This is a genomic window from Pseudohongiella sp. O18, assembly GCF_021729085.1.
Taxonomy (GTDB): Bacteria; Pseudomonadota; Gammaproteobacteria; order Pseudomonadales; family Pseudohongiellaceae; genus Pseudohongiella.
The window spans coordinates 991,978-1,014,122 of record NZ_JAJSAR010000002.1 but is presented as its reverse complement, the minus strand read 5'-3'; the positions used below and the strand labels follow the sequence as shown (position 1 = coordinate 1,014,122).

Here is a 22,145-nt window from a genome sequence, read left to right as displayed (position 1 = left end):
TAATCCCGCCATCAAACTCAAGGAAAGGTTGATCATGAAGATCCTGGTTACCGGGACCGCCGGCTTTATCGGATTTCACCTGGCACAGCGCCTTGTGGCCCGCGGCGACGAAGTCGTAGGTCTGGACAACATCAACGACTACTACGATGTTAATGTGAAGTATGGCCGACTGGCCGAGGCGGGCATCGCCCGGGAGTCGCTGGCCTACGGCAAACTGGTCCAATCGTCCACGTCTGCCAACTACCGGTTTATTCAGCTACAGCTGGAAGACAAAGAGGCGATTGATACCCTGTTTGCCGCCGAGCAGTTTGATGCCGTATGTAATCTTGCGGCTCAGGCCGGTGTGCGTTACTCGCTAACCAACCCGCAGGCCTACATTGACTCCAATATCGTTGGTTTTATTAATCTGCTGGAAGCCTGCCGTCATTTTGGTGTGAAGAACCTCTCTTACGCGTCTAGCTCGTCTGTGTATGGCCTGAACGAGGCACTGCCATTTGCCACCACACATAATGTAGACCACCCCATCAGTCTGTACGCGGCCAGTAAAAAGTCCAATGAGCTGATGGCACATACCTACTCGCATCTTTTTGGAATCCGCACCACCGGGCTGCGATTCTTTACCGTTTATGGGCCGTGGGGACGACCGGATATGGCGCTGTTCCTTTTCACGAAGGCGGCGCTGGCAGGCGAGCCCATCAAAGTGTTTAACCACGGCAATATGCGCCGGGACTTTACCTATATCGATGACATCATTGAAGGTGTGGTCCGCGTCATCGACAATCCGGCCTCTGCCGATCCCAGTTGGTCGGGCGCCGACCCCAATCCCGGCAGCTCGTCTGCGCCTTACAAGATCTACAACATCGGCAACAACAACACCGTAAAGCTGCTGGATTTTATTGAGGCGATTGAGAAAGCACTTGGCGTCACGATAGAGAAAGAATATCTGCCGCTGCAGGCCGGTGATGTACCAGCGACCTTTGCAAACGTCGATGATCTGGTTGAGGATATGGACTACAAACCATCAACGCCTGTGCAGCAGGGCATCGATAATTTTGTGGCCTGGTATCGTGAGTTCTTTAAAGTTTAAGCCCACTGTTGTCTGGTTTACGGGTCTGTCCGGTGCGGGCAAGACCACAGTGTCGCAACGGGTTGCGGCATTGATGCGGGAACAGTCGCTGCCGGTCGTGACGCTGGATGGCGATGAACTGCGCGCAGGTCCTTGTCGTGATCTGGGGTTTACTCCGGAAGACCGTGCCGAAAATGTGCGCCGGGTCGCAGTGCTGGCCAGCGAACAGAGTCAATTCGGTCAACTTGTATTGGTGGCGCTGATCTCGCCGCTGCAGGCTGACAGGGACAGAGCCCGTAAGATAATCGAGGCCAGTGGTGCCGACTTTATCGAGATATTCGTGGATGCACCTTTATCGGTGGCAGAGGCTCGTGACCCCAAGGGCTTGTATAAGCGGGCGCGACGCGGCGAACTCACACACTTTACCGGCATTGATGCCCCCTACGAGGTGCCGGTCGATCCGGCACTTGCCATACGCACTGACGCAGAGTCACCGGAGCAGTCAGCTTCGCGTGTGATGGAGATTCTGCTGGCTTCAACTGAAGCGGGAGATAAAGCGATGAATCAGACCTGGTTACTTGAAGAACTGATCGCGGTCGCCCGTCATGCCGGTGACGTGATCATGAAAATCTACGCCACTGATTTTGCCGTTCATGAAAAGCGCGATGACTCTCCGGTGACGGCCGCTGATGAGCGCGCAGAGGCGGTCATCGCCGCGGCGCTGCGACAGATGACACCGGATATTCCCATTGTTGCAGAAGAGGCCATGGCCGCGGGCAAACAGGTGTCGCCAGGCCGACAGTTCTGGCTGGTTGATCCACTCGATGGCACCAAGGAGTTTGTCAGCCGCAATGGAGAATTTACGGTCAATATTGCGCTGATACAGGATGGGGCTCCCATTCTGGGCGTGGTGTATGCGCCGGTAACAGACACCGTGTTTGCTGGCAGTGAAAAAGATGGCGCATTTATTGTGGATGCCGATGCAAAACGCGAAATTTCTGTAAGAGATATACCTGACGCTGGTGCTGTAGTGCTTACCAGCCGCTCCCATGGCGACTATGATGCCCTGCACAAGCGTCTGGAGGGCCAGGCTGTGGCGGACTGGCGACTGGTAGGTTCCTCCTTGAAAATCTGCCTGATTGCAGCGGGCGAGGGCGACCTGTATCCACGCCTGGGCCGCACCATGGAGTGGGATACCGCCGCCGGCCACGCGGTCCTGCGCGCGGCTGGAGGCCGCCTGATGGTGCTGAACGGTTCCGTTGCTGATACGCTGCGGGCCGGGCGTGAACTAGGCTACGGCAAACCTGGATTTGAAAATCCGAATTTTCTGGCTTGTGCCTGACCGGGTTCACCTCATTCAGGCAAATGATTTCCCTCCGTCCCCTTTAGTCGCTACCAAACAGATCACGCGTATAGACCTTGTCTGCCACATCCGCCAACAGCTCTGTCATACGGTTGGCGATGATGATGTCGCACTCAGCCTTGAAGGATTCCAGGTCGTGGGTGACCCGGGACTTGAAGAATTCTGGCTGATCCAGCTCCGGTTCATAAACCACCACCGGGATGCCTTTGGCCTTGATGCGCTTCATGATGCCCTGGATGCTGGAGGCGCGGAAATTGTCGGAGCCGGCCTTCATAATCAGCCGGTAAACCCCCACGGTTTTAGGTTGTCTGGCGATGATGGCGTTGGCGATATAGTCTTTGCGAGAGGTGTTGGAATCGACGATGGCACGAATCAGGTTTTGCGGTACGTCTTCGTAGTTGGCCAGCAGTTGTTTGGTGTCTTTGGGCAGACAGTAACCGCCATAACCAAAGGAGGGGTTGTTGTAGTGATTGCCGATGCGCGGGTCCAGGCAGACGCCATCGATGATATGGCGCGTGTTGAGCCCGTGCGTGGCTGCGTAGCTGTCCAGTTCGTTGAAGTAGGCAACGCGCATGGCCAGGTAGGTGTTGCTGAACAGTTTGACGGCTTCCGCTTCGGTGGAGTCAATCAGCAGCACGGCTGCATCGGGTTTTAAGGAGCTGCTTCTGAGCAGATCCGCAAACTGCTGCGCACGTTCTGATCGTTCACCGACGATAATGCGGCTGGGGTGCAGGTTGTCATACAGGGCGCGGCCTTCGCGCAGAAACTCTGGCGAGAAAATCAGATTATCCGTACCAAAACGCTCACGCGCGTCCGCGGTATAGCCAACTGGCACGGTCGATTTGATGACCATCACGGCATTAGGGTTGATGCGCATGACGTCCTGGATGACCGACTCGACCGATGTGGTGTTGAAGTAGTTGGTGTCAGGGTCGTAATCGGTGGGCGTGGCGATGATGACAAAGTCGGCGTCTTCGTAGGCCTGCTGCTTGTCCAGTGTGGCGGTGAGGTGCAGGGTGCGGTTTGCCAGAAAATCTTCAATTTCAGCGTCTACGATCGGGCTTTGGCCGGCGTTAATCATGGCGACTTTTTCGGGCATGATATCCAGCGCTGTTACCTGGTGGTGCTGTGCCAGCAGCACCGCGTTGGACAGTCCCACGTAACCGGTGCCCGCAATCGTAATTTTCATCCTGAATGTTTCTCCTGCCTGACGCGTGTTATTGGTAATTCGCTGAGTTTAGCACGAGCTTGTGGCGATTGTGCTACGCTTGGGACAGGACGGAAGCAAGGGGATATGAGCATGGCTGAGCCAGGCAATTTCTATCGCGCACCGGTCTTGGCCGGCGAGCTAGTCGACAGGATCAGTATTTTGCGCATCAAGCAGCAACGCATGGACGACACGGACAATTTGCTCAATGTGGAGCAGGAACTGGCGGCGCTGGAGCTGACGGGCTCCGCGTTGTTGACCAATCCGGCACTGCAGCCGCTGCTTGAGGAGCTGCAGGGTATGAATGAAGCCCTGTGGGAGATTGAGGACGCCCTGCGTGCGTGTGAGCAGGTTCATGACTTCTCGGAATACTTTATTCGCCTGGCCCGCAGTGCCTATATCACCAGAGACGAAAGGGCCTCGGTGAAACGTCAGATTAACTTCCTCGCCGGTCCGGCAGACATCGACGAAAAAAATTACGCAGCACATTGATCGGTGGTCTATAACCTCCAATAGGAGGCGAGACCATGCGAAACATACTGATAGCCCTGGATGGCACCTGGAATCAGCCCGGTCAGCGTGACCAGGACAGGGTGGTGCCCAGCAATGTTGTGAAAATGGTGCGTGCGGCGGCGATTGATGACTCTGCCGGCGGCGACGATAAACAGCTGCGTTACTACGATGCCGGAGTCGGTACCGCTGGGCGTATTGACAAGATCTGGGGCGGGGTGGCCGGACGAGGCCTGTTCGGCAATATGCGTCAGGCCTACGCCTGGTTGATGCAGCACTATCGGGACGGCGATCGCCTGTTTCTGATCGGCTTCAGCAGGGGCGCCTTTGCCGCGCGCAGCCTGGCTGGTCTTCTGGATGTGTGCGGCATACCCAGACAGGTATCGCCTGACACACCTCGATTTACGCCTCCCAACGCTCAACAGGCTGCCCAGATAAGCCGGCAGGCGACGCGCATCTATAGGATGTCAGCCGGACCTGCGCGGAACATCGCCACACGGAACTTTCGTGCCCGCCATTACAGTAATGATGGCACGGTGCATTTTATCGGTGTCTGGGATACGGTTGGCGCCCTGGGTCTGCCCACGCGCGGACCTGTCGGCTGGCTCACGCGGCGTCGGCATGGCTTTCATAACGCACGGCTGGGAACCAATATCCTGAATGCCTATCACGCGCTGGCCATCAACGAAAAACGCGCGCCATTTCAGCCGACGCTGTGGCAATGGCCACTGCCGCAGCAGATTCAGAATATTGAACAGGTCTGGTTTGCTGGCGTGCACTCGAATGTGGGTGGCGGATACGTGGATGCCGGCCTGTCAGATATCGCTCTGAAGTGGATGCTGGAAAAAGCCGAACAGCACGGCCTGCTGATTAATCACGACTACGTGCAGCAGCGCATAGACCCCAATGTGTTTGGCGAGCTGCGCTGTTCGCTGTCGCCCATGTACCGGGCACCACTGCTGGGCCGCGCCGGCCCCCGCGAGATCCTCACCGGCGCGCCGGGCGAAGCCATACACCCGAGCGTGTCAAAAAGATGGGAGGCTCCCAGCAGGCCGGAAGAGCCTCCTGTCAATTTGGTGAACGTCCCAGGACGCTGACATGCGGCGTTAAAATCGCGGCGCGAAATACTCATTTACGGGTTTGTAAACTCCCCTTTCGCGCCGCAATTTTGCCTTGCCTGACAACGCCCTGAAACGTTCTTGATGTAGTGCCAATTATTGTCATTTCCCTCGAAACGTTCGTATCTCTGAGTAACATCTATCGAGCAGAACCTTGCTGCATGTCAGCGTCCTGGGACGTTCGACTACTTCAAAGGCCAGCCGCCTAATGACTGCCATTTGTTGACGATGCCGCAAAAAAGTTCAGCGGTGCGTTCCGCATCATACTTCGCCGAATGTGCCGACTTGGTATCAAACTCAATGCCGGCCGCTTCGCAGGCGCGGGCCAGCACGGTCTGTCCGTAGGCCAGGCCGCTGAGCGTGGCAGTGTCAAAGCTTGAGAAGGGGTGGAAAGGGTTGCGCTTGAGGTCATGACGCGCAGTGGCGGCATTGATAAAACCGTGATCGAAGTGGGCGTTGTGCGCCACCAGAATCGCGCGTTTGCAGCCATGTGTTTTCATGGCTGTGCGGATGACTTTGAAAAGGTCACCAAACACATCTTTTTCGTTACGGGCTATGCGCAAGGGATGGTAGGGATTGATACCCGTAAACTTGAGCGCGGCCTCTTCAATATTGGCGCCGGGGAAGGGGATGACACGATGAAAGTGCGTCTGCTCAGGCAGCAGTTTGCCTTTTTCGTCCATGCCCAGAATGACCGCAGCAATTTCCAGAATGGCATCGGTTTTGGCATTGAAGCCGCCACATTCGATATCCACGACTACCGGCAGGTAGCCTCGAAAGCGATTACCCAGTGGGCTTTCTGTTGAGTCGTTATCGTCGTGATCATGCATTGGCACTGCTCCCTGTGACGGAACCGACAAGACGCCAGCGCATGGTTTCACCAGCACGCAGCGGTACCAGCGTGCCATCGCCGAAGGGGTAAGTGGCTGGCACCTGCCACTCCTTGCGTTCGAGGGTAATGGTGTCGCTGTTACGTGGCAGTTTGTAGAAGTCCGGCCCGTGGAAAGATGCAAAGGCCTCGAGCTTGTCCAGCGCGCCGGCGTCCTCAAAGATCTCGGCATAAAGCTCAATGGCAGCGTGGGCACTGTAGCAGCCGGCACAGCCGCAGGCGGTCTCCTTGGTGGGCCGAGCGTGCGGCGCGGAATCGGTACCCAGGAAGAAACGTGAGTCGCCACTGATGGCCACTTCCAGCAAGGCGCGCTGGTGCACATTGCGCTTCAGGATTGGCAGGCAGTACAGATGTGGGCGCACACCCCCGACCAGCAGGTGGTTGCGGTTGTACATCAGGTGTTGCGGTGTGATGGTGGCCGCCAGCTCACCTTCGCTGCCGCGGACAAACTGCGCCGCATCGGCGGTGGTAATATGTTCGAGCACCACGCGCAGCTCGGGGAAGCGCTGGCGCAGCGGCGCCAGTATGTTATCGATGAACATTTTCTCACGGTCGAAGATATCGACTTCATTGTTGGTAACTTCGCCATGCACCAGCAGCGGCATGCCAATCTCGGCCATGGTTTCCAGCACCGGGTAGACTTTTTCTATCGCAGTGACGCCGCTTTCAGAGTTGGTGGTGGCGCCGGCCGGGTAGTATTTAACGGCGCGCACGTAGCCGCTCTCGTGCGCCTTGCGCACTTCCTCAGGGCCGAGCTGATCGGTGAGGTAAAGTGTCATCTGCGGTTCAAAGCTGTTGCCTGCCGGCCGCGCCGCGAGAATGCGCTGGCGATAGGCCAGGGCCGCTTCGGTGGTGGTGACAGGTGGTTTCAGATTGGGCATGACGATGGCCCGGGCGAACTGGCTGGCAGTGTGGCCGACCAGGTCTTGTAACACGTCGCCGTCGCGCAGGTGCAGGTGCCAGTCGTCGGGGCGGGTGATTGTCAGTGTCTGCATAGTAAAGTTTCTGTGACTGTGGCCGATGTCAGGGGATGTAGAAAGACATTGACTCGGCGGGCGAATGACTCGAATGCGCAAGTTTATCCTATCTTGGCCTGTAATGCTCACTGCGGCAGCGGTGTCGTTGGCATCACAAGTGCTGTCGACATCGGTGCACGCCGGGTCAGTGTCTTCTTTTTATCCTGATCTGGGCGAAGATGGCTGGAGTGTTGATACCTCTATCTTCGAATGTTCTCTGATTCAGCAGATTCCCAATTTTGGTACCGCCGTGTTCTATCATCAGGCCGGTGAGTCCATGCGTTTTTATCTGCGGTCTCCGAACAGCCCCATGCAGGAAGGCAGGGCGCTGTTGACCTCGCAGCCACCGCGCTGGCGCCAGGACCTTCAAGTGCGTGATCTGGCATACGTGGACGTGCAGCGCTCCAGACAGCCGGTGGTCATGGATGCTGCGCAAAGCCAGCTGCTGATCGCGGAACTGGGTCGCGGCATGGTGCCCACCCTGATGCGCAGAGCGTGGTTCAGTGATACCGAATCAGTGCACGTGGGTATTTCGCCGGTTCGATTCGGTGAGGCCTATGCTGAGTACCATCAGTGTCAGGGCAACCTGCTGCCGGTCAATTTTGGTCAGATTGAGCGATCCACAGTGTTCTGGGCCACGGGTCAGCGCGAGTTGAGTGACGAGCAGCGCGCGCAGCTGGATGACATTGTCACCTACATGAAAGCTGATCCCGGTGTTCATGCTGTTGATATCAATGGTTTCACTGACAGCGCCGGTAACGCCCGCGACAACCTTGAGCTGTCACGCATCCGTGCCTTTGCCGTGCAGACCTATCTGATCGAGCAGGGCATTGACGAGAACATGCTCACCACCCGTTATTTTGGTTCCACCCCCCAGTTCCGCATTGTGCGCAATGAGCAGTCAGCCGAAGACCGCGACCGCAACCGGCGTGTCACGCTGCGCCTGCATCGCCATGCCGACGACGACTGACCTGGGACTGACCTGAACAGGTGCGATTGTTCGGCCCTTTCTTCCTACGCCGAACACTGATAATAAGTCCAGAAACCTCGCCGGTACCTGATGCCACATCATCTGGCGATCTTATCTTGCCTGTTGCCATTCATTTGTCTTGTGATGATATAACGTCTTGTCACTATCAAATGATATGCTGTATCATCCTGCGTCAGTTGCCTGATTACACCATGTCCAGCCAGGCGATACTCATACTCGCGCCCCTGGGTGCGCTGATATTGAAACTGAAATGACAGGGATCACTGAGAATGAACAATAAAACACCGCTGAGCGTTGCAATAGCCATGGCCGTTGCCGGAATTACTGCGGCCGCAGGAAGCGCCGCCCAGGCACAAACCGAAGATGTGACCGAGATCCGGGTCACGGCGCTGGGTGTGACCGAGAGCGCCGATCTGATTGTGGCGCCATTCAGTGTGCTGGATTCAGATGAGTTGTTGAGTCGTGGTGGCACCCTGGGAGATCTGCTGAATGGTCTGACCGGTGTGCATGCTGACAGTTTTGGCGGAGGCTCCAGCCGACCGGTCGTCCGCGGGCAGACCACGCCGCGCACCAAAGTGCTGTCGGATGGCAGCAATGTGCTCGATGCCTCTGATGTTTCGCCAGACCATGCGGTTGCCGTCGACCCGATTCTTGCGCAGCGTGTTGAAGTGCTGCGTGGCCCGGCAACGCTGCTCTACGGCGGCGGCGCGATTGGTGGTGTAGTGAACGTGCTGGATGACAAGATCCCATCCACCATGCCGGGAGCAGACGGTGGCCAGACCTATGATGGATTTGTGGCGCTGCGTGGCAATACTGTGGCCAATGAACGTGCGGGTGCGATCAGCCTGACCAGTCGTGCGACTGACAACATTGCCGTGCATTTTGAAACTTCTATGGTCAAAAAAGATGATTACGAGGCGCCCAACTGGGATGAGGCCCGTGTCGAAGGCACCTTTGCCGACAGCAATAATTCCAGTGTGGGCGCATCGTGGATAGGGGAGCGTGGCTTTATTGGCCTTTCCTATTCCTACCGCAAAGATGATTACGGTATTCCCGGGCACAGCGAGGAATTCGGGGACTGTCATCCGCACGGTGACCATCTTCACTGTGAAGGGCACGACGATCATGACGAAGATGTTCACGATGACGATCATGAAGAACACGACGACGATCACGATGATCATGGCTATGAACACGACCACGAGCATGGTGTCCCGTTCATTGATCTGACCAGCAAGCGTGTCGATCTTCGTGGCGAGCTGCTGGCGCCACTGCCGGGCATCAACAAGGTCCGCTTCCGTGCCAGCAACACAGATTACGAGCACTACGAAATTGAAGAAGAGGAAGTAGGTTCGGCCTTTTTCAATAAAGGTTACGAAGCGCGGATCGAGTTTGATCATGCCTCACTGATGGGGTGGCAGGGTCTGTTCGGTGTGCAGGTTTCTGATACCGAGTTCAGCTCGCAGGGCGAGTCGCCATTCCTGCCGACCATCGAATCTGAAGCAACGGGTGTCTTTGTTGTTGAGCACTTCCAGCTGAGCGATGCCTGGCATCTGGAAGCTGGCGCGCGTTATGACCGTCAGAAACACCGTCCGGTCAATGACCCGCGTGGTCGCCCGGCATTCAGTGACTCTGCCAGTTCATGGTCGGGTTCGGCGATCTGGGAAGCGGGCGACGGCATCATTCTGTCTGCTACCTACGCCAGTGCCCAGCGCCTGCCGCACGCACAGGAGCTGTACTCACGTGGCATTCACGTGGCGACCAATACCTTCGAGTGTGGTCTGATTCCCGATCCGCTGACCTGTGGTGGTCTCGAGAATAATCAGCCGCTGCGCAAGGAGTCGGCCGACAACATCGAACTGGGTCTGCGCAAGGTGACCGGTCCGGTGACCTACAGTTTTAACCTGTTCCGCAACAATGTAGACAACTATATCTATGCGAGGACGCTGGATCAGTACGAAGAATTTCGTCTGGTGAAGTACACCCAGCGTGATGCGAAGTTCACCGGCTACGAGGCAGAGCTTGCCTACCGCTTCAATGACCATTTTGCAGCTGAGGTGTTCAGTGACTACGTACGCGTCGGGCTGGAAGACACTGCAGATCGTCTGCCACGAATCCCGCCGCGTCGCGTTGGTGTGCGTCTGGACGCCCAGGTGGCTTCGCGGACCAGCGCAGAGCTGGAGTTCTACCGCAGCGGCAAACAGCAGCGCACGGCCGCGTTTGAAGCCGGTGTTGATGACTACAAGATGGTTAATCTGAGCGTCAGCCACAGCTTTGACGAGAATGGCCGCTACAACCTGTTCCTGCGTGCCAGCAACCTGCTGGACGAGGAAGTACGCAATGCGTCTTCCTTCCTGGCAGATGTGATCCCGATGCCGGGCCGCAACGTCAGCGCCGGCTTCAAGATGGACTTCTGACGACCGCTGTCGAAAAGGACCCGCAGGCCCTGTGGGTCCTTCAAACGCTTTGTGCCATCCTTCCGTGAGCGGAGTGTTCCCTCGGGAATTTCAGGCCAGCCGTCAGGCTGGCCTTTTTTTGCCTGATCAGGCCCGGACCAGCCCTGACTTAAGCGCCGCCTTTTTATCTGCTACAATTGCCGCCCTGTTTTTTCATCCCTTTCAATTGGAGCAGCACAGCATGTCTGGCATCAAAAAAGTGGTATTGGCCTATTCCGGCGGCCTGGATACCTCGGTCATCGCCAAGTGGTTGATGGAAACCTACCAGTGTGAGGTTGTCACCTTTACCGCTGACCTGGGTCAGGGTGAAGAGCTGGAGCCGGCGCGCGCAAAAGCCAAGGCCATGGGCATCAAGGAAATCTATATCGAAGATCTGCGCGAAGAGTTTGTGCGCGATTTCGTGAACCCGATGTTCCGTGCCAACGCCCTGTATGAAGGCGAATACCTGCTGGGTACCTCAATCGCCCGTCCTCTGATTGCCAAACGTCTGGTTGAAATCGCCAACGAAACCGGCGCCGATGCGATCGCCCACGGTGCCACAGGTAAGGGTAACGATCAGGTGCGCTTCGAGCTGGGTGCCTACGCGCTGAAACCCGGCATTCAGGTGATTGCCCCCTGGCGTGAATGGGATCTGACTTCTCGTGACAAGCTGCTGGCCTATTGTGAAGAGCACAACATCCCGGTTGAGAAAAAGCGCGGCACGAAGTCTCCATACTCCATGGATGCCAACCTGCTGCACATCTCCTACGAAGGTGACATCCTGGAGAATCCGGGTGCCGAGCCGGAAGAAGACATGTGGCTGTGGTCGGTATCTCCCGAAAACGCTCCGGATACACCGACCTATATCGAACTGAGCTACGAGAAGGGCGACATTGTAGCTATCGACGGAGAAAAAATGTCACCTGCTACCGTGCTGGCGCACCTGAACAAGGTTGCTGGCGCCAATGGCATCGGTCGTGCCGACCTGGTCGAGAACCGCTACGTTGGCATGAAGTCACGCGGCTGCTACGAAACACCCGGTGGCACCGTAATGCTGAAAGCACACCGCGCCATTGAATCAGTGACACTGGACCGCGAACTGGCCCACCTGAAAGACGAGCTGATGCCAAAATATGCATCACTGGTCTACAACGGCTACTGGTTTGCCCCCGAGCGTAAAGCACTGCAGCAGCTGATCGACTACTCTCAGCAGTACGTCAACGGTACCGTGCGTCTGAAGCTCTACAAAGGTAACGTCATCGTGGTAGGTCGTGAGTCGGCAGATTCGCTGTTCGATGTGAATATCGCTACCTTTGAGGATGATGCTGGCGCCTATAATCAGGCAGATGCAGGCGGCTTCATCAAGCTCAATGCGCTGAGATTAAGAATCGCGGCGAATAAAGGCAGAAAAGTATAAGTGTACGGAGGCCCAGGATGGTTCTGGCACAGGAACAGATTGCGCAGTTTCATGAGCAGGGGTTTCTGGTGTTTGACCCGGGGCTGGATGAGGCGTTTGTTGACGATCTGAAGGAGAAGGTGTTTGTGCACTACGATCCTGCTTTTCAGGCCAATCCTACTTTTCCCACGCGCTTGCAGGATCTCTGGAAGCGCGTGGATGAGGTCCGGCAGCTGGCAGTGCATGACAATGTGCTGCAGGCGCTGGAGCAACTGCTGGGCCGCCGCGCGCGGCCATTTCAGACCCTGAACTTTCCCACTGGCACGCGCCAGGCCGCACACTCTGACACCATCCACTTTAACAGTCTGCCGCATGGTTACATGGCGGGAGTGTGGGTGGCGCTGGAAGATATTACGCCGGACAACGGACCACTGATTTATTATCCTGGCAGTCACAAGCTGCCAGAAATGTCGATGCAGGACTTTGGCCTGGAGCCGGGTTACGAGCATTACCGTGAATACGAAGAGATGATGCGCGAGCACATTGAGCTGAATGGTCTGAAGCCGCAGCTTGGCACTATCCGCAAGGGTGAGGCGCTGATCTGGCATGCCAATCTGATTCATGGCGGTGCGCCTCAGACGGATCCGACATTGAGCCGGCATTCGCAGGTGACGCACTATTATTTTGCGGATTGTCAGTACTATATACCGATGCGCAGTACGGCGGACAAACCGCATATTCGCGAGCCGGAGTGGGTGACATTTGAACCTTATGTCGAGCCTGCAGAGTCAGGTTTGCCGCCGACTCCGAGCCTGCTACGCCGCGTTGTAAACAAACTGCGTCGATCTATTGGGTAGAGCCGGCGTCTGCCGTATAACCCGCGTCGACCAGTTGCTGGATACCAAAATCCGTGCGCGTAATCCGCTCGCGTTCCACCTGTTTCCTCAGATTTTTGTTCTGCGCCATCAGGGCAGGGTCCCGATAACCTTTGGCGTGATCCAGGTGAACCAGCACCGCACTGTACTTGACGTCGCGTGCTCTGATTCCACGGTTGCGCAGTCGCACACCAAACTCCCGATCTTCGCCTCCATAGGCCATGCGCTCGTCAAAGCCGTTGACCGCCAGTACGTCGGTTTTCCAGGCGGCTGCGTTGGAGCCTTTGAAGTTGCACGCAGCGGGCGAGCAGCGATTCAGTATCGCAGCCAGGGTAGGGCCGGCGCTGATGCGCAGAATTTTGCGGGTGGGTTTTAGGCCATGTTGATACAGCCAGCGTTTGTCGAAGCAGCGCTGCTGTTCGATATCATCGCGATCGATCAGCTTGCTGGTTGGCATTGGCAATAACAGGCTGCCGCCAGAAACAAACAGGCCTGGTTCGGCAGAACCAAGGTGTGTGCTGACAAAGTCGCGGCGTGGAATACAGTCACCGTCAGTGAAGATCAGATATTCGGCGTTGGCGTGCAACACACACTTGTTGAGAATGCGACACTTGCGAAAGCCATCATCGCGCTGCCAGACATGGATGATGGGGACAGGTGACTTTGTTCGCATGGCATCAATGAGTGTGCGGGTCTCTTCAGTTGAACCGTCATCAGCGATGACGATCTCGAAGTCATGACGATCCTGATAAAAATAGCCATAAAGCACTTTCTCCAGCCAGGCAGGAGAGTTGTAGGTGGAGATGATGACGCTGGCGACAGGTTTTGCAGAAGTTGTCATGGTGGTCATACTGGCGGGCAGTCCCTGGGTGAATTTGGCCGATCAGTTGCAGAATATCAGACTTCGGTTTTCTTTTTGTACTCACAAAGATCATAAATGACACAGGCACCGCAACGGGGTTTGCGTGCCACGCACACATAGCGACCATGCAGGATAAGCCAGTGATGGGCATCCAGCAGAAATTCGGCGGGCACCAGACGAATCAGGCGCTTTTCCACCTCCAGCACGTTTTTGCCGGGCGCGATGCCAGTCCGGTTGGAGACGCGGAAAATGTGTGTGTCGACCGCCATGGCCGGCTGTTTAAAAGCAGTATTGAGAACCACATTGGCGGTCTTGCGGCCCACGCCGGGCAGTGCCTCCAGTTCCTCTCGGGTGGATGGCACAATGCCCTGATGCTTTTCAACCAGCGCGCGGCAGGTCTTGATGACATTCTCGGCTTTGGTGTTAAACAGGCCGATTGTCTTGATGTAGGACTTCAGGCCGTCAACGCCTAGCGCCAGAATCGCCTCGGGTGTATTGGCTACCGGATAGAGCTTGCGGGTGGCCTTGTTGACGCCGACGTCTGTGGCCTGTGCGGAAAGGATTACCGCAATCAGCAGTTCAAAGGTGCTGCTGTATTCCAGCTCTGTCGTCGGATTGGGGTTTTCGGCACGCAGTCGCTGGAATATTTCTGTGCGTTTCTGTTTGTTCATCGCTAAAAGGGGACGGAGGGATTTAGCTTATTAAATCCCTCAGTCCCCTTTACCTCCTTTTTTGCGTGCCACGGCCGCCATGATCTCGGCGCGCAGCTGTTCGGGAGACTTGGCCCAGGGCGAATTGACGATGCTGTCTTTCTGCAGCTGTTCACCGCGGTCCAGCGTCGCCAGTTTTTCCTGCAGACGCAGTTGACGACGTGCCTCGTGTGCATCGGCTTCGCGTATCAGTCGCGCCTTGCGCTGCTCGTAGCGTAGTTGCCATTCCTGCGCCTGCGCACGACTCGGTGGTTCGATTTCGGTGCCGACGGTAATCATGTCGATACAGTCGACCGGACAGGGCTCGACACACAGATCGCAGCCGGTGCAATCGCTGGCGATCACGGTGTGCATCAGTTTGGCCGCGCCGACGATGGCGTCCACCGGGCAGGCCGTAATGCATTTGGTACAGCCAATACATTCGTCTTCGCGGATCACAGCGCGCTGCAGCGGCACGTGCTGGCCGACTTCCGGATTCAGGGGCTGAGCTGGCTGTCCGGTTATTTCAGCCAGGACGGTGATGGTCTGTGGGCCTCCCGGCGGGCATCGATTGATCGCCTCGCCTGCCGCGATGGCTTCGGCATAAGGACGACAGCCCTGGTACCCGCATTTTGTGCACTGGGTCTGGGGGAGGGCGGCGTTGATCCGGTCTGTCAGTGAGGTCTGTTCCATGGGCGCGAAGTTTACCACACCCTTTTGCCGCCAGCGCTGCGATCCAGTATCATCTGCACCCCGGAATGACACTGAGGAAACGCTGTGAAGAAGTGGCAATGTATTGTTTGTGGCCTTATTTATGACGAAGCCGAAGGCTGGCCGGATGACGGCATTGAGCCGGGCACTGCCTGGGAGGACGTCCCGGATGACTGGATGTGCCCTGAGTGCGGCGTCGGCAAAGAAGACTTTGAGATGATCGAGATTTAAATTTACCCCTGATACCAGATTCCAAGGACCCCACCCGTGACCAAACGCAAAATTCTTGTTACCAGCGCCTTGCCCTATGCCAATGGACCAATTCATCTGGGGCATATGCTGGAAGCCGTTCAGACTGATATCTGGGTACGGTTTCAGAAGATGCGTGGTCACGATTGCGTCTATGTCTGTGCTGACGATGCACATGGCACCGCCATCATGTTGCGGGCCGAGAATGAGGGCATCACCGCAGAACAGCTGATTGACCGGGTGCGTGCTGAGCACAAAGCCTCCTACGATGGCTTCCGCATCGGCTTTGATAATTATCACTCCACCCATTCGCCGGAAAATCGTCACTATTCCGAGGTGATTTATCGAGCCCTGCGTGACAACGGGCGCATTGCCACACGATCCATCCGTCAGCTTTATGATCCTGAGAAAGGCCTGTTTCTGGCTGATCGCTTTGTTAAAGGCACCTGTCCCAAGTGCAAGGCCGACGATCAGTACGGCGACAACTGCGAGGCCTGTGGTGCAACCTACAGCCCGGCAGAGCTGATCAACCCGCGCTCGACACTGTCTGGCGCAACGCCTGTTGAAAAGGACTCAGAGCACTATTTCTTTAAACTGCCTGAGTTCACCGAGTTCCTGAAGAGCTGGACCCGTAGTGGCACGCTGCAGGAGCAGGTGGCCAACAAGCTGGCCGAGTGGCTGGAAGGCGGGTTGCAGGAGTGGGATATCAGCCGCGATGCGCCGTATTTTGGATTTGAGATTCCGGATGCACCCGGCAAGTATTTTTACGTCTGGCTGGATGCGCCGATTGGTTACATGGCCAGCTTCAAGAACTATTGTGAGCGCACCGGCGTGGACTTTGACGCGTACTGGAAGCCGGGCAGCGACGCCGAGCTGTATCATTTTATCGGCAAGGACATCATCAACTTCCACGCGCTGTTCTGGCCAGCCATGCTGTCCGATGCCGGCTATCGCACGCCTACTGCGGTCTTCGCGCATGGTTTTGTCACCGTAAACGGCAAAAAAATGTCCAAGTCGCGCGGGACCTTCATCAATGCCGATACCTATCTTCAGCACCTGGATCCGGAGTATCTGCGCTATTTCCTGGCCTCGCGGCTGGGCAGCGGTGTGGACGACCTGGACCTGAACCTGGAGGACTTTGTCAGCAAGGTGAACAGCGACCTGGTGGGCAAGCTGGTCAATATTGCCAGCCGCTGTGCTGGTTTCATCACCAAGGGGTTTGACGGAAATCTGGCGCAGGCCGTTTCCAATCCGGAACTGGTGGCGGAAGCGCAGGGCGCCGCAGAAGAGATTGCCGCTTTTTACGAGCAGCGCGAGTACAGTCGGGCGGTGCGCCGAATCATGGAGCTGGCTGACAAGGCCAACCAGTACATCGCCGAAAAGCAGCCCTGGGTGCTGGCCAAACAGAACCCGCAGGACCCGGCCGTGCAGGCCATCTGCTCCACCGGCATCAATCTGTTCCGTCTGCTGATGATTTATCTGAAGCCCGTGCTGCCGGCCATGGCTGAGCGCGCCGAGGCCTTTCTGAATGCTGGCGAGCTGAGCTGGGCTGATGCCAGAGAATTGCTGAATGGTCATCAGCTTAATCCCTTCCAGCCGCTGATGAAACGTGCCGAGATGGCGCAGGTTGAAGCCTTGCTGGAGGCGTCTCGTACCGAGGCCGCTGAGACCCGCAAGCTGACGGCTGCGCCTGTCGATCAGCCAGGCGCTGACACAGCAGCGTCCGCGAAAGCGATTGAAGACAGCCAGCTGGCAAAAGAGCCCATCGCCGATGAGATCGACTTTAACGATTTCATCAAGGTAGATCTGCGCGTGGCACGCATCAGCAAGGCAGCTTACGTGGAAGGTGCCGACAAACTGCTGCAGTTGACCCTGGAGCTGGGCCCTGATGCCAATGGTGAGATGGTGGTACGCAATGTGTTCTCGGGTATCCGCTCAGCCTATAAACCAGAGGACCTGGAAGGCCGGCTGACCGTGCTGGTGGCCAACCTGAAACCACGCAAGATGAAGTTCGGCCTGTCGGAGGGTATGGTGCTGGCGGCAGGCCCGGGCGGCAAGGATATTTACCTGCTTAGCCCGGACAGTGGCGCCCAGCCGGGGATGCGCATCGTTTAACCAGACGGAGCGCTCAGGCAGGGTGACTCCGGGGACGGATAACGCCTGCCTGGCACAAACAGGATTTGACGGCGGCACAATTTTTCGGGTTTACTCGGTCATCTGTACCACCCGAATAATAAAAGAAGCAAAACAAGAGGACACCCAATGACTGCAGCAGGCCTGGTCGCCACCCGGCGATGGTTGTTGCTCTCTGCAGTGTTGGTCGCCAGTTGCCTGTTGATCCTGACCGGCGGTGCTGCCAACGCACAGACCAGTGACGAAATACGCGAAATTGAAGACTCGATTGTCAAAATCTACACGACGACGGCCGATCCCGACTATTTCACCCCCTGGCGTTTGATGAACCCCAACCAGAGCAGCGGCTCGGGTGCGGTCATTGAAGGCAACCGCATTCTGACCAATGCGCATGTAGTGGCTAACGCCAGTTACGTGCAGGTGCAGAAGAACAGTGATCCCCGCCGTTACCTGGCGCGCGTTGAATTTGTCTCCCATTCCTCAGACCTGGCCCTGATTCAGGTCGAAGAGCCCGGCTTCTTTGACGATGCGCCGCCACTGGAAATTGGCGACCTGCCTGACCCCAATACCGAAGTGCTGGTATTCGGCTACCCCATAGGTGGTCGCACCCTCAGTGTGACCAAAGGCGTGCTGTCCCGCGTGGAGCAGCAGGTTTACGCGCATTCCGGTGAGTTTCTGCTGGCCGGGCAGATCGATGCAGCCATCAATCCTGGCAATAGCGGTGGTCCCGTGATCGCCGACGGTGAGATTGTCGGTGTGGTAATGCAGTCGGCCGGTGGCGGACGCACAGAGGCGCTGGGTTATTTTGTACCCACCGACATCGTGCGTCATATGCTGACTGATGCCAGTGATGGTCAGTTTGACGGTTTCCCCGATCTGGGTTTCCGCACCCAGGATCTGGAAAGCCCGGCTGCCAAGGCCCGATACGGACTGGAGGAGGATGAGACCGGTGTACTGGTGATCAAGGTCTTTGAGGATTCACCCGCTGACGGTCTGCTGAAGGCCAATGATGTGCTGCTGTCGATTGATGGTTACGAAGTGGCTGGCGACAGCAGCATCCGTCTGAATCGCGACCTGCAAACCAACTATAAACATGCGATCGACGTTAAACAGATTGGCGATACCGTGCCGCTGCGCATTGCGCGTCAGGGTGTGGCCATGGATGTTGACCTGACCGCGCAGCGCCGCCAGCAGAGCTACAGCCTGGTGCGCTCCGAAGAATTCGATGCGATTCCAGACTACTATATCTATGGCGGCATTGTGTTTGTGCCACTGAATATGAATCTGATCAAGCGCTGGGGCAGCGACTGGACGCGCACAGCGCCGGTCAATCTGCTGCATGCGCGCAGCCAGTGGTCCTCGCCTGAGAAACGGGAGGTGATCGTGGCTTTGCAGGTGCTGGCTGCCGACGTCAATCTGGGCTATCACGATGTGCGAAATGTGATCGTAGAGTCTGTCAATGGCGAGCCAATCCGCGATTTTGCCGAGTTTGCCCGCCTGCTGCGCAACAACGAGGAACCTTATGTGGTCTTTGAGGCAGAGTCGGGTTTCCAGATGGTGGTTGACCACCAGCAGGCGCGTGACTCGGAAGCCGAAATACTGGAACGCTATCGTATTCCCGCCAGCTATTCCGAAGGGCTGTTTGATCAGTCCGCGCTGGCCCAACATGAAGAATGACACCAACCGCAGGAGTTTACCCGCAGTATGAGCATCAAGTCAGACAAATGGATTCGTAAAATGGCTCAGGAACACGGCATGATCGAACCGTTCGAGCCGGGGCAGGTGCGTTATGTCGATGGCGGCAAGGTGATCTCCTACGGTACCTCCAGTTACGGCTACGATGTGCGCTGCGCCTCCGAGTTCAAGATATTTACCAACGTGCACACCACCAGCGTGGTCGATCCGAAAAACTTCGATGAAACCAGTTTTGTCTCCATCGACGAGCCATACTGCATCATCCCGCCCAACTCCTTTGCGCTGGCCCGCACTGTGGAGTACTTCCGTATTCCATCGGACGTGCTGACCGTCTGCCTGGGCAAATCCACCTACGCGCGCTGCGGCATCATAGTCAACGTGACGCCGCTGGAACCGGAGTGGGAAGGCCACGTCACGCTGGAATTCTCCAACACCACGCCGCTGCCCGCCAAGATCTACGCTAACGAAGGCGTCGCGCAGATGCTGTTCTATCAGTCGGATGAGCAGTGTGAGGTGACTTATAAGCAGCGTGGTGGAAAATACATGGGTCAAACGGGGGTAACTCCGCCGCGCGCTTGAGACCTGTTAATTGATTGTCGCGACGCGTTTTACCTCAGCGCTTCCGGCCTCGGGACTTCAGTGGTAGTGCAAAGCTTCAGCGCGTCCGGCGCCGGAATCAGCGGGAAAGTCCTCCTCAGGTTTTCGTCGCTCCTTTTCCCGCTACTCCCGACGCCTCGATTTAATCTTGTACTTCTGTTCCCGAGGCCTCGATTGATCTGCGTGCGGCGTCGCTGCTATAACTGCTACTTCCAGCGTGCGGCGGTGTTGGGGGAGGTCAGCGGGGCGACTCGATTGAGCGTTGTGCCGCGTCTGGTCGGGCCCTAAACTGTTCGCTTCCGGCCTCGGAACTCGGGTGGCAGTCCTCGTCAGGTTTTCCTCGCTCCTTGCCACCCGATCCCCGAGGCCTCGATTGAGCTAAGTGCGGCGTCGCTGCTACTACTGAAGCTTCCAGCTCGCGGCGGTGTTGATTTGGGTCAGCGGGGCGCCTCCATTGGGCTTTGTGCCGAGTTCAGGGCGCGGTTGGTTCTGGTTTGGAAGGAGGGGTTATGTCTCGTCGGTCGGAATCGGGTCGGGAGTCTTTGTCGGTTCTTGATATGTTCAAGATCGGCGTTGGGCCGAGTAGTTCTCATACGCTGGGGCCGTGGCGGGCGGCGCAGCGGTTTGTGGCGGGGCTAGATCTTGAACGTGAGTTGAAGTCGCTACGTGTCTGTCTGTATGGCTCGCTGGCGAAGACCGGGAAGGGCCATGGCACAGATCTGGCCATCATGATGGGTTTGACGGGTGCTGACCCTGTGAGCTTTCCGACCGATCGGCTGGCTGAGACCGTCAAGGCGATTCGCCAGCAGAAAGAGATCCGGCTGAATGATGAGGTGTTGCTGTCCTTTGATCCGGAATCGTGCCTGCTTTTTTGTCCCGCTGAGTCTTTGCCTGAACACCCCAATGGCATGCGTTTTGAGGTGCAGTATAAGGATGGTGATGAATATCAGGCGGTGTATTTCTCGATAGGTGGCGGTTTTGTCAGTCGTCAGGATGAGCTGGGCGTCAGTGCTGTGGATTTTGTTGAGCTGCCGTACCCGATTAACACCGCAGCTGATCTGACACGCTGGTGCAGGGAGACCGGTCTGTCGATCGCTGGCGTGGTCGAGAAAAACGAGCTGGCCTGGCGCGACGCCAGCGAAACGCGTCGGGCGGTGCTGAAAATCTGGCAGACCATGTATGAGTGTCTGTATCGGGGCTGCCATACTGATGGCGAGCTGCCGGGGGATTTGCAGGTGACTCGCCGCGCGCCAGCCTTCAACCGCCGACTGCTCGATAATGACCTTGATTACACCATCGAGACCTGGCGCGATGCTATCCGCAATTCGGGCACGGGTTTCTCTCATGCGCTTGACTGGCTGAGCTGCTTCGCGCTGGCCGTCAACGAAGAAAACGCGGCTTTTGGCCGCGTGGTCACGGCACCAACCAATGGCGCGGCAGGTGTGATTCCCGCCGTCCTCTGGTACCTGCTGGTGTTTGAACAGGAGCAGCCTGACGACGATGTCATCATGCAATTCCTGTTGACCGCCTCAGAGATCGGCTGCCTGTTCAAAAAGCGCGCAACAATTTCTGCAGCCATGGGTGGCTGCCAGGCCGAGATTGGCGTGTCGTCTGCCATGGCGGCTGCGGGACTGACCGCCTGCCGTGGCGGCAGTGTCGACCAGGTCACCATGGCCGCCGAGATAGCCATGGAGCACCACCTGGGCCTGACCTGTGACCCCGTCGGCGGACTGGTACAGATTCCCTGCATCGAGCGCAACGCCATGGGCGCCGTAAAGGCCGTCACCGCCTCACAGCTCGCGCTATTCGGCGACCCCGCCAAGGCCAAAGTGTCACTCGATGCGGTCATCAGCACCATGTGGCAGACAGCCGCCGACATGAGTGACAAATACAAGGAAACATCCGAAGCCGGCCTCGCAGTCAATATCCCGATCAGTTTGAGCGAGTGCTGAGCTTCAGCGCATCATCGCTCCTCTTTGTAACGCATCCGGCGACCGTGTTTGAATTCGGCACAAGGGTAGGGAGGTGGGTATCAGGGCTCGCCCAATAAAGAGCGCGCTTATCCTTTTGCCTGTCACCCGATCAGCGGGCGGGACTGTCCGAGTCCCGAGCGGCGTTGCCGCGAGGTCGAGTTCCCCCCCGCCGGGTGACAGGTGAAAGGATGCGCTCCGGGCGAGCCCTGATACCCACCTCCCGGACCGTTGTCTAAATGTACACATACGCGCCGCAGGTTTTTGCTCCTGCAAAACCTGCATTCCCGCCGTCCATGGCGGTTGGCGCGTCAATTTCCCGTCAAAGTGACAGTAATCCGCCTGTATTCTGCCAGCGGCAAAACCTTGCCGC

The 22,145-nt window shown here is 57.1% G+C and carries 19 protein-coding genes; 13 read left to right on the top strand and 6 right to left on the bottom strand.

Annotated elements, in window-relative coordinates; genetic code table 11:
* The first annotated feature begins 34 nt into the window (after window positions 1-34).
* Together LVD14_RS11950 and cysQ are read left to right on the top strand one after the other, a co-directional pair.
* Entirely contained in the window at window positions 35-1,087 is a 1,053-nt protein-coding gene (locus LVD14_RS11950; RefSeq protein ID WP_237134296.1) for an NAD-dependent epimerase, read from the top strand.
* Window positions 1,068-2,408, top strand: a complete 1,341-nt coding sequence (cysQ, locus tag LVD14_RS15565; protein ID WP_317622717.1) for a 3'(2'),5'-bisphosphate nucleotidase CysQ — start codon at window positions 1,068-1,070, stop codon at window positions 2,406-2,408. Before LVD14_RS11950 ends, cysQ begins: the two co-directional genes overlap by 20 nt.
* Before the next feature lie 43 nt (window positions 2,409-2,451).
* On the opposite strand, the gene LVD14_RS11935 is transcribed toward cysQ, so the two are convergent.
* Complete coding sequence (locus LVD14_RS11935) at window positions 2,452-3,618, bottom strand: nucleotide sugar dehydrogenase (RefSeq protein ID WP_237134295.1); 1,167 nt, start codon at window positions 3,616-3,618, stop codon at window positions 2,452-2,454.
* A 105-nt stretch (window positions 3,619-3,723) separates the two neighbouring features.
* Here LVD14_RS11935 and LVD14_RS11930 point away from each other — a divergent pair, with 105 nt between their 5' ends.
* Together LVD14_RS11930 and LVD14_RS11925 are read left to right on the top strand one after the other, a co-directional pair.
* The gene (locus tag LVD14_RS11930; protein ID WP_237134294.1) at window positions 3,724-4,128 is read left to right on the top strand and encodes a hypothetical protein; all 405 of its coding nucleotides are present in this window, start codon (window positions 3,724-3,726) and stop codon (window positions 4,126-4,128) included.
* 35 nt (window positions 4,129-4,163) lie between these two features.
* Entirely contained in the window at window positions 4,164-5,243 is a 1,080-nt protein-coding gene (locus LVD14_RS11925; RefSeq protein WP_237134293.1) for a DUF2235 domain-containing protein, read from the top strand.
* A 206-nt stretch (window positions 5,244-5,449) separates the two neighbouring features.
* Here LVD14_RS11925 and rnt read toward each other — a convergent pair whose 3' ends face one another.
* Together rnt and pyrC are read right to left on the bottom strand one after the other, a co-directional pair.
* On the bottom strand, window positions 5,450-6,094 hold the full coding sequence (gene rnt / locus LVD14_RS11920) for a ribonuclease T (protein ID WP_237134292.1): 645 nt from the start codon (window positions 6,092-6,094) through the stop codon (window positions 5,450-5,452).
* Window positions 6,087-7,148: a dihydroorotase gene (gene pyrC, locus LVD14_RS11915; RefSeq protein WP_237134291.1), complete on the bottom strand. Its 1,062-nt coding sequence runs from the start codon at window positions 7,146-7,148 to the stop codon at window positions 6,087-6,089. Before pyrC ends, rnt begins: the two co-directional genes overlap by 8 nt.
* 73 nt (window positions 7,149-7,221) lie before the next feature.
* Here pyrC and LVD14_RS11910 point away from each other — a divergent pair, with 73 nt between their 5' ends.
* The 4 genes from LVD14_RS11910 (at window position 7,222) to LVD14_RS11895 (ending at window position 12,848) form a co-directional block, all read left to right on the top strand.
* On the top strand, window positions 7,222-8,139 hold the full coding sequence (locus tag LVD14_RS11910; protein WP_237134290.1) for a flagellar protein MotY: 918 nt from the start codon (window positions 7,222-7,224) through the stop codon (window positions 8,137-8,139).
* Between the two features lie 290 nt (window positions 8,140-8,429).
* Complete coding sequence (locus tag LVD14_RS11905) at window positions 8,430-10,577, top strand: TonB-dependent receptor domain-containing protein (RefSeq protein ID WP_237134289.1); 2,148 nt, start codon at window positions 8,430-8,432, stop codon at window positions 10,575-10,577.
* Between the two features lie 220 nt (window positions 10,578-10,797).
* Complete coding sequence (locus tag LVD14_RS11900) at window positions 10,798-12,012, top strand: argininosuccinate synthase (protein WP_237134288.1); 1,215 nt, start codon at window positions 10,798-10,800, stop codon at window positions 12,010-12,012.
* Between the two features lie 17 nt (window positions 12,013-12,029).
* Window positions 12,030-12,848 carry a phytanoyl-CoA dioxygenase family protein gene (locus tag LVD14_RS11895; protein ID WP_237134287.1) on the top strand — a complete coding sequence of 273 codons (819 nt, stop codon included), beginning with the start codon at window positions 12,030-12,032 and terminating at the stop codon, window positions 12,846-12,848.
* Here the strand turns inward: LVD14_RS11895 and LVD14_RS11890 are convergent.
* The 3 genes from LVD14_RS11890 to rsxB are packed head-to-tail and all read right to left on the bottom strand — an operon-like array spanning window position 12,838 to window position 15,110.
* A complete protein-coding gene (locus LVD14_RS11890; RefSeq protein ID WP_237134286.1) occupies window positions 12,838-13,707 on the bottom strand; it encodes a glycosyltransferase family 2 protein in 870 nt (289 codons plus the stop codon). The two genes, LVD14_RS11895 and LVD14_RS11890, sit on opposite strands and share 11 nt — an antisense overlap.
* Before the next feature lie 56 nt (window positions 13,708-13,763).
* On the bottom strand, window positions 13,764-14,399 hold the full coding sequence (gene nth / locus LVD14_RS11885) for an endonuclease III (protein ID WP_237134285.1): 636 nt from the start codon (window positions 14,397-14,399) through the stop codon (window positions 13,764-13,766).
* A 39-nt stretch (window positions 14,400-14,438) separates the two neighbouring features.
* The gene (gene rsxB / locus LVD14_RS11880; protein ID WP_237134284.1) at window positions 14,439-15,110 is read right to left on the bottom strand and encodes an electron transport complex subunit RsxB; all 672 of its coding nucleotides are present in this window, start codon (window positions 15,108-15,110) and stop codon (window positions 14,439-14,441) included.
* An 84-nt stretch (window positions 15,111-15,194) separates the two neighbouring features.
* On the opposite strand from rsxB, the gene rd reads away from it, so the two are divergent.
* The 5 genes from rd (at window position 15,195) to LVD14_RS11855 (ending at window position 21,754) form a co-directional block, all read left to right on the top strand.
* Complete coding sequence (rd, locus tag LVD14_RS11875) at window positions 15,195-15,359, top strand: rubredoxin (protein ID WP_237134283.1); 165 nt, start codon at window positions 15,195-15,197, stop codon at window positions 15,357-15,359.
* A gap of 36 nt (window positions 15,360-15,395) precedes the next feature.
* On the top strand, window positions 15,396-17,492 hold the full coding sequence (metG, locus tag LVD14_RS11870) for a methionine--tRNA ligase (protein ID WP_237134282.1): 2,097 nt from the start codon (window positions 15,396-15,398) through the stop codon (window positions 17,490-17,492).
* Window positions 17,493-17,639: 147 nt separating this feature from the next.
* Entirely contained in the window at window positions 17,640-19,187 is a 1,548-nt protein-coding gene (locus LVD14_RS11865; protein WP_237134281.1) for a S1C family serine protease, read from the top strand.
* A gap of 27 nt (window positions 19,188-19,214) precedes the next feature.
* Window positions 19,215-19,784 (top strand): dCTP deaminase, encoded by a 570-nt coding sequence (dcd, locus tag LVD14_RS11860; RefSeq protein ID WP_237134280.1) that lies wholly within the window; start codon window positions 19,215-19,217, stop codon window positions 19,782-19,784.
* A gap of 527 nt (window positions 19,785-20,311) precedes the next feature.
* The gene (locus LVD14_RS11855) at window positions 20,312-21,754 is read left to right on the top strand and encodes an L-serine ammonia-lyase (protein WP_237134279.1); all 1,443 of its coding nucleotides are present in this window, start codon (window positions 20,312-20,314) and stop codon (window positions 21,752-21,754) included.
* Window positions 21,755-22,145: the final 391 nt, after the last annotated feature.